We start from the raw sequence: 14,534 nt of genomic DNA, 5'->3' as shown, positions 1-14,534 counted from the left end.
GGAAATCCCATGTCCATCACCTTCATAAAAGCCTTAACGCGGCATGACGGCAGGTATTAGCTGCTCTCAGGACTAGCTTTCTGCTGCTCTTCACCTTGCAGTCCCTTTCAGCCTAGGGGACCCCTCTCTTTTAGATGGACTTCAGCATACTTCATCCTTCAACGAATTATCTTATGTAATGGATTATATTCACAAGACTTTTATTTGTCAACAAGGGACGGCTTCTTTCTAAAGTGAACGCGGGCGTGCAGAACAAAAACTTTCAACACTGCCAAAATGGGAATCGAAAGGACCATGCCCGCGATCCCGCCTATTTCACCACCGGCCAATAATGCAAGCATGATGAACAGCGGATGCATATGGAGGCTTTTACCGACTATTAGCGGCGACAGGATATTCCCCTCAAGGAATTGGAGTGCAAGCACGATGACCGCAATGATCAATACCATTTTCACTGACATTGTCGCGGCGATAATCACTGCAGGAATGGCCCCGATTATGGGACCGAAATAGGGAATGACATTCGTTATTCCGATTATCGCCCCCAAAAGCAGCGGATATTGCATTCCGACTATCCAGAAAAGCAGCGAGGAAATTAAACCGATCACGGCACAGACGATGATTTGACCGCGAATATAGCCTCCAAGTGACGCATCCACATCACGAACGAATGCCCGTCCCTGCTTTCGCCATTTTTTCGGTGTCATATACCATGCCATTTTTTTTAATGCCGTGAAATCTTTCAGGATATAAAAAGCAATGAATGGAATCAACGCAATCAGTAAGATGAAATCAATCATCTTCATTGCATACTCCATTGCCTTTTCGGGCATACGCTTCAGCCAGGCCTCAAAAAGGATGACACCTTCTTCGAATCTTTCATGAATTCCGAACGGCCAGGCCGCCGTTTGATGATTAAGCTTATCTATCCGGCTCCTATACTGTTCAACCAGTTCCGGTACGCTTTCCGACAGCTCTCGAACCTGACTGACCATTACAGGAATGCCTTTATAAACAGCAAAACCAGCCCCTCCGAAAAACAGCAAATAGATGATCGTAATCGAAAGCCAGCGACGCATCCCTTTCTCATTTAAATATTCCACTACTGGGTGCAGCAAATAACTGATGAACGCACCAACCAAAAAAGGCAGCAGTACCGTCACACAAACAGTAACGACAGGTCCCCACATGGGCTTAAGTTTCATAAAAATATAGATAACGAAAAATAAGAGCAATAAAAAACCCAGGCGATAAAACCACTTAAGACGAATACTCACAATTAAACACCTCCCGCTTATTTATTCTTCGAAAGGCGGAAGGTTTTCATACATAAAAAAGAGTGCCCTCATTATCAGGACACCCATTCCGATTATAATAATGATTTTAATCTTTTGCGTATTTTCTTCATATTCCGTTTGATCATCTTCGAGTTCATCAAGTCCGAACCCATATTCATTAGATTATTGCGTGAACGTCTAGCCATTGCAAACACCTCTTCCGTTAATTACATACTGAAGCGGCGGTCATTTTCATCAAACAAGTCGTCCAAAGAGCTTAAACTTCCATCTTCCTCGACCTGGTGCGTATTAATGATCCCTTCGGATAAGGTCATTTCAATAAAGCAATTCCAACAATAATATTGATTAACGCCAATCTTCCCAACATCTTTACTGCGGCAATTCGGACATTTCATTTCCAAAATGGACACCTCACTGTTCATAAACTGAAACAATGATGGTATCCTTCCCAAATGCAGGCGGCTGTTTTGATTCTATCACTGTCGACTCCGAGAAAAACCCATCCGTTGTTTCATACGCTATAATCGTGCCCATTTTTTCCCTGAAATATACATCCTGCAGTAAACCAAGCTCCTCACCCATTTCTGAAAAAAGCATGCGTCCCAATAATTCGTCCTTCGTTAAGCACATGGAATCCGCAGGCACTTTCCCTAGGGCTGAATCCTGATGGACGATGAAGATCCCATCCGGACCGAAAGAAGATATTTCGTCCAGTTTTAAATGAAAAGCTCTTTTGAACAATGCCTGTTGATGAATGACCAAGCCTGTTACCTGACCCGATTCAGATATCGATAAATCGTGGACCGTGCCGATTCTTTCTCCTTTGGTTGTAAAAACCGGCATCCCTTTCAATAAAGAAAACGTCCGCAAGGTCATCCCGCCTTTCCGAACATTTTTATTATTTCTTTCATCATGAAAATAGATGTGCTGAAAGGTTTTCCATTGTTGCTCGACCTTACCGATATCCAGTGAGCGGGCATAAAAAAAGACCGGTTTCCCGGTCAGATCCACCTTACCATCCTCTGCTGGAACCGCCGCCGCCGGAACTTCCGCCGCCGCCGTCCCGTGGACCGCTGCCGCCTCCACGGCCACCGCCACCTCCGCGACTGATGAACATCAAGAGGATATTGAGTAATATTTGAAGGAAAAACCCTTTAAAGAACTTGGCATCGATGATGAATACGATGATGACAACGATGATAATGAGAAAAATCTGTAAACCTGATGGCTGAAAAGTTTCAGACTCGGGCTGAACGGATAGATCTTGATGAAACTCGTCACCTAAGTTATATTCTTTCGTGACATCGTTATATACGGCCTTATAGGTTTCAGTAAGGGCAAGGTCGGATTTACCCGCCTTCAGCTCGGGGATAGCCACATTGTCCAAAATCTGTCCCGATCTTATGTCGGTAATGGCACCTTCCAAACCGTACCCCACTTCAATACGGATTTTCCGTTCTTTCTTGGCCAGGACGATGAGGACTCCATTGTTAAGTTCTTTATCACCAAGCTTGAATGACCTAAATGCCTGGACCGAGTACTCCTCAATCTCAGATCCTTCTAACGAATCAACCGTCAAAACGGAAATTTGTGCTTTTGTGGCATCATCCAACCGTTTCCCAAGCTCGATGAGTTCGGATTTTTCCTGATCATCCAGGACTCCGGCAAAGTCCTGGACATATATATCCCCAACTGGTTCAGGAATTTTAGGTTGTGCTGCGACTACGTTTGCTAAACTGAACGTGAGAATGAAAAATAGCGCAAACACAGCGAGTCTTTTCATTATTTATCGCTCCCGAAATCAACCTTTGGCGTTTCTTTTTCTTGATCGGTCACTTCAAAATATGGTTTGGCATCGAACCCGAACGCGCCTGCCATCATATTCTTTGGAAAACGTTTAATCGTCTTATTATAGTTGGTAACTTCATCATTATAGTCTTTCCGTGCTACCGACAAGCGATTTTCCGTCCCCTCCAAACTATCCATGAGACCCTTGAAGTTTTCATTGGCCTTTAGATCCGGGTAGTTCTCGACAACCACCAAAAGACGGCTTAAAGCCCCGCTCAATTCTTGGTTCGCATCAATAGCATCTTTAGTCGAATTGGCACCTGCCAACTTCGCGCGTGCATCACTCACCGCTTTAATGGCTTCCGTTTCATGCGAAGCATAACCCTTCACCGTTTCGACAAGATTCGGAATCAAATCCGCTCTGCGTTTTAATTGGTTATCCACCTGTGACCACTTATTGTCTACGTCTTCATTTGCGCTTACAAGACCGTTGTAAGAAGATGCCCCATAAATGACAAGTAAAACGACAACGACTATTCCTATTATCCAACCTTTTTTCATCATAATCCCCCCTGCTCTTTCACATTCATATAAGTTATATTCTATATTAGTTCCACCAAAACTATGAATTTCAAACAAAATTTATCAAAATGAAGAACCAAACATTGATCATCAGCTACATAAAATCATAAGGCGTGACATCCTCCATCCCGATCATCGGGTCAGCATTCGTGAAGATTTCAAGATAACTTGCCTCACGCTCTTGCACCTCTCCCTTTTCCACCGGCATATTTTCTTCACTCAAAATCTCCTGCAGCTTTTCACGCAAAGTCGTTTTCCGGCGCATCTCATCATTACGCTCGATCCCTAGACGGAATGCATCTTCTTCACCGCAAAGGATCAAGAAATTTTTACTGCGGGTAATCGCCGTATACAATAAATTACGGCGGAGCATCCGATAATAACTTCTCACTACAGGTAAAATGACAATGGGGAACTCGCTTCCCTGCGACTTATGGATGGAGCAGCAATACGCATGTGTAATCTGGTTCAAGTCCTGTTTCGTGTATGTCACTTCGATTCCCTCGAACGATATGATTACTTTATCGACATGATCGGTATTTTCCTTAGCGAACAATATGGACACGATTTCACCCATATCGCCGTTAAAGACACCCTCCTCTGGCTGGTTCACCAGTTGAAGCACCTTATCTCCCGTTCTGTATATCACGTCTCCGAATTTAATTTCCCGCCGCTTTTCATCCGCATTGCTATTGAACACTTCCTGAAGCATTTTATTCAGTGCATCAATCCCGGCAGGCCCTCTATACATGGGAGCCAGCACCTGTATATCCCTGGCCGTGAACCCCTTCGTCCTCGCATTCGCAACCACTTTCTCGATTACTTGAGCGATTTGCCCGGTCTGGCAGCGAATGAACGATCGATCTTCTTGCTGCTTCGTCACATCATCCGGAAGCTTTCCTTTTTTGATACCATGGGCTAATTCAATGATCGATGAGCCATCAGCTTGACGATAAATATGTTCCAGACTGACAGTAGGCACACAATTCGATGCAAGCAAATCCTTTAAAACCTGCCCAGGGCCAACCGATGGCAGCTGATCTTCATCACCTACCAATATCACTTGGACATTTTCCGGCAAAGCCTTAAACAATTGATTGGCCAGCCATGTATCCACCATGGAAACCTCATCGATGATCACGATCCGGCCATCCAACTGATTATCCTCATCATGGGAAAAGCCTTCACTCCCGTTCCACCCCAGCAAACGGTGGATCGTAACAGCGGGAAGTCCAGTCGATTCGGCCATTCGTTTCGCTGCACGGCCAGTAGGAGCCGCAAGAACGAATGGAAATGGATCGCTTCCCTCTTTTTTATAATCATTAATGTCCATGGATACACCATGCAGCTCTGCATATAGCTCAACAATCCCTTTGATTACCGTCGTCTTCCCAGTACCGGGTCCCCCCGTCAAGATCAACATGGGCGACTGCAGGGCTGTTTGTATCGCCTCTTTTTGAGCTGAGGCATAAGAAACATTTAGACGCTCTTCCAGCTTTCCAAGGGCCAGTAAAAATTCCGATTCCGGGAACTGGTCTTCATACTCGGTTTGTGCGAGTAGTCGCTTGATGTTCGTAACAATTCCCTTTTCAGAATAGTAAAGTGAAGGCGGATAAATTCGTTGATCCTCGACAACGATTTTTCCCTCTTCCGTCAATTCGATTATTTCCGAGGAAATGTTCGTGAACTCTATGCGATCCCGTTTATTTTCCTCAAGCAATCGCTTGACCGCTTCCAATAGCTGCTCGGCTTCTATGTAGATATTTCCATCCTGAAGGCATTGTGATTCAAGTGTATACAAGCACGCAGCCTTGATTCGGTCGGGATGGCTGCCGGAAATGCCAAGCTGATGCCCAAGCTCATCCGCCCGTCCAAAACCAATCCCTTCAATATCCTCTACGAGCTTATATGGATTTCCCTGAACCATCGTGATCGTATCCTGTTTATACAATTGATAAATCTTCATCGACAGCTGCGGACCGAAGCCATATTGATTCAGGGCGATCATTACCTGCTCCAGACCTTGATGCTCGACTAATGTATCATAGAGGCCCTTTGCCTTTTCCCCGGATAGCTTCGGGATATCATCAAGTAACGAAGGCTGAGCCAGAATTTTGGAAATTGCCTTTTCCCCTAGTGTATCAACAATGCTCTCGGCTGTTTTTTTCCCAATGCCTTTGAACAGGTCACCGGATAAATAACTGACGATGCCTTCCTTTGATTGGGGCAAATCCTTGCGAAAATACTCTACATGAAATTGAAGGCCAAAACGCGGATGTTCCTTTATCGCCCCATAAAAAATATAGATCTCATCCTCATGCATCCTTGGAAAGTAACCTGTCACGACAGCTTCCTTCTCTTCATAATTCAGATTCGTTTCATGCACACGAATTCTTACAACCGAGTACATATTTTCTTCATTATGAAAGATCGTCACTAAATGACTTCCTTTCATGAACATTTTCTCTTCTGAAAACAAATCCAATGAATCTTGCTGGCTCAACGCTTCTCCCCACCTTTCCATGCATATGCAGTCTATTTACTCAGCATTCATTTCTTCCATCAGTTTCTTACCGTGTGCAGCAAGCATATGGTCAGGCTGTGCTTCCAAAGCTTTATCAAAATAAGCCATCGCCGCCTGCGCATCCTCACGATACCCGGCAAACGCAACACCTAAATTATAATAAGCATCGGCATGGCCTGGATCCTGTTCCACGACTAAATTCAGTTGATTGATCAATTCATCATATAATTCCGCATTGGCAAGACATAGCGCATATTGGAATCTCGCATCAACGTCCTCAGGGCTCAGCTCCACCGTTCTCTGTAAATAAGGCATCGCCAATTTAGGTTGATCTAACGCCATCAATGTCAATCCAAGCATAAAGTAAGCATCGCTGTTCTCCAGTCCCAAACGAATAGCCTTTTCAAACATATCCTTCGCTTCGATTAATTTAGTATCGGTTTCATAGTATAAGTTTCCTAATGAATAGTAAGCCGCAGCTGCATTTTCATCCAGCTCAATCGCCTTTTTGTAAAACTTGACCGCTTTATCCGTTTCACCCACGGCAGTCAGTACATTCCCAAAATTTATGTAGGCAACAGGCTCATTCGGATTTTCCTCGATCGCCTCATTAAAAACTTTCGCCGCTTCTTCGTATTTTCCTTGCTGCATAAACTCAATTCCTTGTTGATTCTTATCCATGATCATTTCACACTCCATTTTTCATATTAAAAAGTATAGCATAAGCCATCAGTTGAATTCAGAAAACACACCCTTAATCCAAAAGAAGTCCCCAACCGCAAACACAGCTGGGGACATGCTTATTTTACCCTACGTAAGTCAGTTTTTCACCTTTTTTAAATACTTCATCAATCGTACCGCCACCCAGGCACACTTCACCATCATAGAATACGACTGCCTGTCCAGGTGTGATCGCGCGGACTGGCTCGTCAAAGATGACTTCGACATCACCATTTTCCAGAACCTTCACCTTAACACCGCTATCCTCTTGACGGTACCTGAACTTTGCCGTACATGTAAATTCACCCGCAGGTATATGTTCCGCTACCCAGCTGACATTCACTGCTCGAAGGGAATTGGAATACAGCACATCATTATCAAAGCCTTGACACACATATAAAACATTGCGCTTCAAGTCTTTTCCCGCAACAAACCAAGGTTCGCCGCTGCCGCCAATCCCTAGACCGTGACGCTGACCGATCGTGTAATACATCAATCCGTCATGCTTGCCCATGACCTTTCCATCCATCGTGACCATATCACCGGGCTGTGCTGGCAGGTAATTGCTTAAAAACTCTTTGAAATTGCGTTCACCGATAAAACAGATGCCTGTTGAATCTTTTTTCGCTGCCGTAGCAAGACCCGCTTCTTTCGCAATCTCACGGACTTCCTTCTTATCAATGTGCCCAAGCGGAAACATGACTTTTTCCAATTGTTCTTGAGTAAGCTGGTTCAAGAAGTAGGTTTGATCCTTATTATTATCAATACCGCGAAGCATCTTGTATTCGCCATTCCGGTATTCAACCTGTGCGTAATGGCCTGTAGCCACATAATCAGCACCAAGGCTTACCGCATGTTCTAAAAATGCCTTGAACTTGATTTCCTTATTGCACATTACATCCGGATTCGGGGTGCGGCCCGCTTTATACTCATCCAAGAAATAAGTGAATACTTTATCCCAATATTGCTTTTCGAAATTGACCGCATAATAAGGGATGCCGATTTGATTACAAACGGCAATTACATCATTGTAATCTTCCGTTGCCGTACAGACTCCATTTTCATCTGTATCATCCCAGTTCTTCATGAATATCCCGACCACATCATAGCCTTGATTCTTCAATAGCAGGGCTGAAACAGAAGAATCCACGCCTCCTGACATACCCACGACGACGCGGGTATCTTGTGGTGCTTTATTCATTCTGTCACCTCATTTATTTAAAGAAGGAATTATCTTCCAACTAATCTTTTTACGATTTTCACGGTGGTTTCAGCAGCATGCCTGACTTCCTCTTCCGTGTTGTTCAAACCGAAGCTGAAACGAATCGAATTCTTCGTCCGCTCCGAATCTTTCCCGAACATCGCCACAAGCACATGCGACGGATCGATTGACCCTGCTGTACAAGCGGATCCGCTCGATACCGCAACACCTGCCAAGTCCATATTAACGAGCATCGATTCCACATTCGTACCCGGGAAACTAACATTCAGCACATGTGGCAGCGACTGTTCCATTGATCCGTTAATTTCATATTGTACATCCGCCCCATCAAGGACGGCAAGCAATACGTCTTTAAATTGCTTGTATTGCTCCGTTTTCTTTTCCATCATGCTTTGTGCAATTAAAACAGCTTCTGAAAAACCGGCAATGGCCGGCACACTCTCCGTACCCGCTCGGCGTTTTCGTTCTTGTTCCCCGCCATATAAATGCGGATTCAGCTTCAAGCCTTCACGTATATAAAGAAAGCCGATTCCTTTGGGACCGTTGATTTTATGCGCTGTTACACTCAGCAAATCCACACCCAATTCACGAACATCGATAGAGATCAAACCATATGCCTGAACGGCGTCCGTGTGGAAAATGGCTTGATGACCTTTAAGTAATTGTCCAATTTCAGCAATCGGCTGGATCGTTCCGACCTCATTATTGCCGAACATGACCGAAACCAAAATCGTATCGTCCCGCAATGCCGCCTTTAAATCGGCAATGGAAATAAGCCCCGCTTCATTCACAGGTAAATATGTGATTTCAAAGCCAGACTTCTCAAGGAATTGGCATGTATGCAAAACCGCATGATGCTCGATCTCCGTCGTTATGATGTGCTTTCCTTTTTCTTCATAAGCATTCGCAACACCAATGATCGCCGTATTATCCGCCTCGGTTCCACCGCTCGTGAAAATGATTTCATTCCGCCCGGCACCGATGCTTTTTGCAATACTCGAACGCGCCTCATCTAAAACATGGCGAGCCTCCCGCCCGAAAGCATGAATGCTCGACGGATTACCAAAGTCATGGCTCATGACTGTCATCATTCTATCGATCACATTCGGATGCATCGGTGAAGTCGCAGCATGATCTAAATATATTCTGTCCACTTTATTGTCGCCTCCATTAAAAAACGCAAGCGCCCACATAATAGGCGCATTGCTGATCACTTAAATATAGTACATATAAGAGTTGATTTCACCCGTATCCTTATAGTTCGCCAAATCCATAAGCGTCGTATTATCCAATACATCCTTCACAGCATCGCGGATCCGGATCCAAAGCTGGCGCTTCACCGGCTCTTCATCCTCAATTCCTTCAACAGGCGTAATCGGCCCTTCCAATACGCGAATGACATCACCCGAAGTAATCTCCTGAGGATCTTTAGACAAGACATACCCGCCATACGCACCACGGACACTCTTCACCAACCCTGCATTACGTAGCGGCGCAATCAACTGCTCCAAATAATGCTCCGACAGATTATGCGTCTGGGCAATCGATTTCAAACTTTTCGGGCCTTCTCCATAGTGTTTAGCAAGCTCGATCATAATCGTTAAACCATAACGGCCTTTAGTAGATATCTTCATACATATACACCTCAAATTATTTATCCGTTTCTAAATTCTTTTGAAATTATAGCATATTCCCGCCAGAAATGCATTCAACCTCCCTTCATTTGTCAAATTATCCTAATTGGAGAGGTAGGGAATATATTGTTAAAAGACGGATTATCCAGTGCCAAGGACGAATTAACTTACGCCAAGGACGAATTATATCTATCAAGGACGAATTGTCTTACGCCAAGAACGAATTATCCCGCATTTTGGCCGAATTAACTTCTTTGTAAGACAACGTACATTTTTTAAGTTCTGTTCTTTGACACATTTACTTTTACTAAAAATACAGGAAACCTATCATTAATAGAGAATATTTCTATTAATAAGGAGTGGTTACTATGATGATGAAAGAATGTGAGATACCTTTAAAAGTATATATGATAGAAGCTCTAATGAGACGCTTACCACCTGATCATGCTAAGCAACCGATATTAAACTCAGACATCAAAAAAATCAAAGCTGGATATAGTGGGGAATATAGAGTCTTATCCTCTCTAAATGCCCTTCCTGAAAAAGAGTATCTAGTTTTTCATGACCTCCGTCTAATTGGATCACCCTTCCCCTTCCAAATCGACATCCTTATTCTCACTTCTTATTTTCTATTAATTATTGAAGTGAAAAACATGGCTGGTGAAATCTATTTCGACAACACATTCAATCAACTTATCCGTACAAATCCAGATGGAAAAACAGAAGCTTTTGATGATCCAATTCTGCAAGTGAACCGGCAGCGCCAACAGCTAGTTGAATGGTTGAAATTTAAAAAAATCATCAATCTCCCAGTAGAAACATTAGTCGTCAGCGCCAATTCATCAACGATAATACGAGCTGAGAACAGAGATATTCATAGAAAAGTGATACGTAAAGATAGTATTCTTATAAAAATTGCAGAATTCAAAGAAAAATATAAAAAGAAAATCCTTTCAACTAAAAATATGAAAAGAATATCTACTATATTGCTCGACGAACATACACCTTATATCCCAAATCTTTTGGAAAGTTATGGAATCTCTCTTACCGCCCTTCAAACCGGAGTATACTGCCATAAATGTTATGCATTTTCTATGGAGAGACGATTAAGAAAGTGGATTTGCCGTACATGCTTGCATTCTTCCCATGATGCCCACATCTCCGCTCTTCAGGATTATGTATTCCTCGTTAAACCTACCATTACCAACAGCGAATTCCGGCAATTCCTCCAACTCAAATCTCCATCAAGTGCAAAAAAGTTATTAACTTCATTAAAATTACATCATTCCGGCAACACCAAAGGAAGAGTTTACTTTTTACGTTCGATTATTGAGGATAGGACGAATTAATTGGTGTGAAGGACGAATTATTTTCCTGTAGGACGAATTATTTCACTGTAGGACGAATTATTTTCCTGAAGGACGAATTAGCTGCCTGAAGGGCGCATTAAATACTAATTCAACTGCATTCACAGCATAATCAGCGCATTTTCCCCATAAGTTGTGATACCTTTATATTAAAAGGAGAGGTGCGCAATGAATATTAAACCGCTTGCTTTCCGGATGCGGCCTCGATCGATTGATGAGATCATCGGGCAGGAGCATCTGGTCGGTGAAGGGAAAATTATCGCAAGGATGGTGAAGGCTAAGCAGCTTTCTTCCATGATTCTGTATGGTCCGCCGGGAATTGGCAAGACATCGATTGCAAGTGCGATTGCCGGAAGCACGAAGTTTGCCTTCCGGACGCTGAACGCGGTAACCAATAATAAGAAAGATATGGAGATTGTCGCTGCTGAAGCGAAGATGTCTGGTAAAGTGATTTTGCTGCTTGACGAGGTCCATCGCCTTGATAAAGCGAAACAGGATTTCCTATTGCCTTATCTCGAAAACGGGATGATTACCTTAATTGGCGCGACGACTAGTAATCCTTATCATGCAATCAATCCGGCAATCCGCAGCCGGTGCCAGATTTTCGAGCTCAAATCATTAGAAATCAGCGATATCACAAAAGCCCTGGAACGTGCACTTCATGATGAAGAGCGTGGACTTGGTCAATATAAAACAGAGGTCGGCTTTGATGCCCTTACGCATTTTGCGACTGCTTCAAACGGAGATGTCCGCAGTGCCCTTAACGCTCTTGAGCTCGCCGTCATTTCCACTGAACCCGATGAGTCCGGAACGATTCATATAGATCTGCAAATTGCCGAAGAATGCATGCAGAAAAAAAGCTTCTCACATGATAAGGATGGAGATGCCCATTATGATGTTCTGTCGGCTTTCCAAAAATCAATTCGCGGAAGTGATGTGAATGCAGCCCTTCATTATTTGGGGCGCTTGGTCGAAGCCGGCGATCTTGTCAGCATTGCCCGCCGCATGGTGGTCATTGCCTATGAAGATATAGGTCTTGCCAATCCTCAGGCTGGTCCTAGGGCCCTTGCTGCAGTCGAAGCCGCTGAAAGGCTCGGTTTTCCTGAAGCCCGGATTCCACTTGCCAACTCAGTGGTCGAGTTATGCCTGTCACCTAAATCGAACACGGCCATTGTCGCAATTGATGCAGCGCTTTCCGACATTCGCAGCGGCCATAGCGGAGATGTACCGGACCATCTTAAGGATGCCCATTACAAAGGAGCCACAGATCTCGGACGCGGCATCGGTTACCTTTATCCGCATGACTACGAGAATGGCTGGGTGAAGCAGCAATACTTACCGGATAAACTGCGCAGCAAAAAATATTACAAACCGAAAAAGAGCGGGAAATTTGAACAAGCCCTGGCATCGGTCTATGAAAATATCGAGAAAAAGAAATAACTCCGGATCGCTTTAGACTCGGAGTTTTTTATTGTGGGAAATGAAAGCTTTTGACATGTCTCATATTGACAATGACCGCCTCCCCATGTGCATTCACCATCTCAATGATGCCATCTTTCACCGTACTGACCTTACCAATATTCTTCGGATGCATACCTAAGTCGAGCACCACCAGTTTATTGGTCAGCCTTTTCATCTGTTCCTCCAATGTCCTGGCCCAGCTTAAAGATGAGACCTGTGCCAGTTGCTCTGATTTATTCAAACCGTAAGGGCCTTTTTCATCATTTGTAACCGAAAGCCACTTCAAATGATCCATCGAGATGAACATCGTTTTAAATACAGGCGAATAAAAGACGAAATAGTTATTCATGATTCCCACGATATAGCCATGAACCGAGTGTTTTTTCGTGAGCAGGATTTCAACGAACCTCCCCTTCGCATTCATCAACAATTTTCGGAACGATGTCTCTTCGATCTCCGGCTCTCCTCCCGACCCAAACTCCTCTTCGATCATTGGAAAGGAAAAATTCTTAATGTGCCTGAATGGAATGTAACGGTACACTTTTCCAGTATACAAGACGATGATGTCCGAGCTTGCTTCAATTAAAATCCCCGCTTCATGTATATTCCCTGCAAGCTCAAGTTCCATATACTGACCTATATGTTTTGATAACAAGCGTTGCTTCCTCCTTTCTATTGAAATCAATCAAACCAAACAGTATGCTTTGTTCCAACTTGAAACCAGGTTACCTGTCATAATGGTTGCTTGGCCACTTTTTTGTCAGTTCCAAATAGCATTTGAACTGATAAAATCGTCATTAAAAATTTTTATAGAATGAAACATCTTCCATCATGGGCAAAAGCGGCATGTCCACTTTCCATAAGAAGGCACAACAACTCCATATTGGTTGCTGTACCTGTTTGGTATTTCTTTTACCGTGGGTTTTGGGATGTTGCTTTGATTAAGTTCTCAATCCATATTTGCTTGAACGTATTTACTCGAGGTCCCCGAAGTCTCCCTAAACCTCCATTTGATGAACTGCTTGAAGAGCTTTCAATGAATGAGCTGCTGCTTTCAACAGAAGAACTGCTGCTTTCGTCTGATGAACTGCTGCTTTCGTCTGATGAACTGCTGCTTTCGTCTGATGAACTGCTGCTTTCGTCTGATGAACTGCTGCTTTCGTNGAACTGCTGCTTTCGTCTGATGAACTGCTGCTTTCGTCTGATGAACTGCTGCTTTCGTCTGATGAACTGCTGCTTTCGTCTGATGAACTGCTGCTTTTGTCTGATGAACCGCTTGAACTGCTTCCTTTTGACGAACCTCCAGCTGAAGAGCCTCCATTTGCAGAGTTTTCACCTTCTGCTTCTGCTTCGCAATTTTCATTTACCTGCACAGTTATAACTACGAATTGGACATGATCCGTTGTCACATAAAATAATTCTTCATGATGAACAACGATAAGGTGGCTGTCAGTAACTTCCATCAGGATGCCCTCAACTTTATTAGGTCCTCCAGCACTGACGGATACCCAATTGTGGACTAACTGCGATAGTAAGCCGTTAATTGTTTCTGTACCGTCACCAAATTGAGGCAATAGCTCATTGTCCGCCAGCTCCAGCACTGTTACACTTTTAATATGGGAAATCGGGTATAGAACTAGCCCGTCATTCTCACTGGATAAAACTAAAAATTCCTCTTTTACATCTACAACCTGGCCAACTTTTGATGCCGGACCGCCGCCATTCACTTGAATGATGCTAGTTTGAAGTGATTCCAGCATACCTAAAAAATTTGCTGGATAAACTGTTTCTTCTTCGTTGATCGAACATAAATCAAGTTGAGATTTTTTCGCATTCCCCACAACAATTTTCAAATGCTCGATGGCGAAATATACGAGTTGATTTTGTTCTGTTTGAATCACGATATAATCGCTCTGAACTGTTAAAAGCTTGCCTTCT

Annotated in this window: 13 protein-coding genes; 2 read left to right on the top strand and 11 right to left on the bottom strand. The window is 43.6% G+C overall.

Translation table 11 applies throughout. From position 1 onward, the window contains the following. Positions 1 to 200: 200 nt before the first annotated feature. From ACFX4X_RS19240 to cymR, 10 genes are all read right to left on the bottom strand, one after another. Positions 201 to 1,277, bottom strand: a complete 1,077-nt coding sequence (locus ACFX4X_RS19240) for an AI-2E family transporter (RefSeq protein ID WP_317777388.1) — start codon at positions 1,275 to 1,277, stop codon at positions 201 to 203. Positions 1,278 to 1,504: 227 nt separating this feature from the next. Continuing rightward, a complete protein-coding gene (locus ACFX4X_RS19235; RefSeq protein WP_089361771.1) occupies positions 1,505 to 1,693 on the bottom strand; it encodes a hypothetical protein in 189 nt (62 codons plus the stop codon). A 16-nt stretch (positions 1,694 to 1,709) separates the two neighbouring features. After that, positions 1,710 to 2,384 carry a PRC-barrel domain-containing protein gene (locus tag ACFX4X_RS19230; protein WP_377385424.1) on the bottom strand — a complete coding sequence of 225 codons (675 nt, stop codon included), beginning with the start codon at positions 2,382 to 2,384 and terminating at the stop codon, positions 1,710 to 1,712. Continuing rightward, positions 2,311 to 3,081, bottom strand: coding sequence for a TPM domain-containing protein (locus ACFX4X_RS19225; protein ID WP_377385421.1), 771 nt, complete (start codon positions 3,079 to 3,081; stop codon positions 2,311 to 2,313). The genes ACFX4X_RS19230 and ACFX4X_RS19225 overlap by 74 nt, the downstream gene beginning before the upstream one ends. Then, positions 3,081 to 3,650, bottom strand: a complete 570-nt coding sequence (locus ACFX4X_RS19220; protein WP_377385418.1) for a LemA family protein — start codon at positions 3,648 to 3,650, stop codon at positions 3,081 to 3,083. The genes ACFX4X_RS19225 and ACFX4X_RS19220 overlap by 1 nt, the downstream gene beginning before the upstream one ends. 112 nt (positions 3,651 to 3,762) lie before the next feature. Continuing rightward, on the bottom strand, positions 3,763 to 6,171 hold the full coding sequence (recD2, locus tag ACFX4X_RS19215; protein WP_377385415.1) for an SF1B family DNA helicase RecD2: 2,409 nt from the start codon (positions 6,169 to 6,171) through the stop codon (positions 3,763 to 3,765). A 36-nt stretch (positions 6,172 to 6,207) separates the two neighbouring features. After that, positions 6,208 to 6,873, bottom strand: a complete 666-nt coding sequence (locus tag ACFX4X_RS19210) for a tetratricopeptide repeat protein (protein ID WP_061466152.1) — start codon at positions 6,871 to 6,873, stop codon at positions 6,208 to 6,210. A 124-nt stretch (positions 6,874 to 6,997) separates the two neighbouring features. Further along, positions 6,998 to 8,113 carry a tRNA 2-thiouridine(34) synthase MnmA gene (mnmA, locus tag ACFX4X_RS19205; RefSeq protein ID WP_377385412.1) on the bottom strand — a complete coding sequence of 372 codons (1,116 nt, stop codon included), beginning with the start codon at positions 8,111 to 8,113 and terminating at the stop codon, positions 6,998 to 7,000. 29 nt (positions 8,114 to 8,142) lie between these two features. Then, complete coding sequence (locus tag ACFX4X_RS19200) at positions 8,143 to 9,288, bottom strand: cysteine desulfurase family protein (protein ID WP_377385409.1); 1,146 nt, start codon at positions 9,286 to 9,288, stop codon at positions 8,143 to 8,145. A 60-nt stretch (positions 9,289 to 9,348) separates the two neighbouring features. Then, a complete protein-coding gene (gene cymR / locus ACFX4X_RS19195; RefSeq protein WP_089361582.1) occupies positions 9,349 to 9,768 on the bottom strand; it encodes a cysteine metabolism transcriptional regulator CymR in 420 nt (139 codons plus the stop codon). 368 nt (positions 9,769 to 10,136) lie between these two features. On the opposite strand from cymR, the gene ACFX4X_RS19190 reads away from it, so the two are divergent. Together ACFX4X_RS19190 and ACFX4X_RS19185 are read left to right on the top strand one after the other, a co-directional pair. Then, complete coding sequence (locus ACFX4X_RS19190; RefSeq protein ID WP_377385405.1) at positions 10,137 to 11,117, top strand: nuclease-related domain-containing protein; 981 nt, start codon at positions 10,137 to 10,139, stop codon at positions 11,115 to 11,117. Between the two features lie 186 nt (positions 11,118 to 11,303). Next, positions 11,304 to 12,575 (top strand): replication-associated recombination protein A, encoded by a 1,272-nt coding sequence (locus ACFX4X_RS19185; RefSeq protein WP_377385402.1) that lies wholly within the window; start codon positions 11,304 to 11,306, stop codon positions 12,573 to 12,575. A gap of 28 nt (positions 12,576 to 12,603) precedes the next feature. Here the strand turns inward: ACFX4X_RS19185 and ACFX4X_RS19180 are convergent, their stop codons facing one another. Then, on the bottom strand, positions 12,604 to 13,251 hold the full coding sequence (locus ACFX4X_RS19180; RefSeq protein WP_377385400.1) for a DUF2642 domain-containing protein: 648 nt from the start codon (positions 13,249 to 13,251) through the stop codon (positions 12,604 to 12,606). Positions 13,252 to 14,534: the final 1,283 nt, after the last annotated feature.

The organism is Peribacillus sp. YIM B13481, from assembly GCF_042787985.1.
Taxonomy (GTDB): Bacteria; Bacillota; Bacilli; order Bacillales; family DSM-1321; genus Peribacillus; species Peribacillus simplex_A.
Note: the sequence above shows the minus strand (reverse complement) of the source record. Positions and strands in the feature narration are given on the sequence as shown.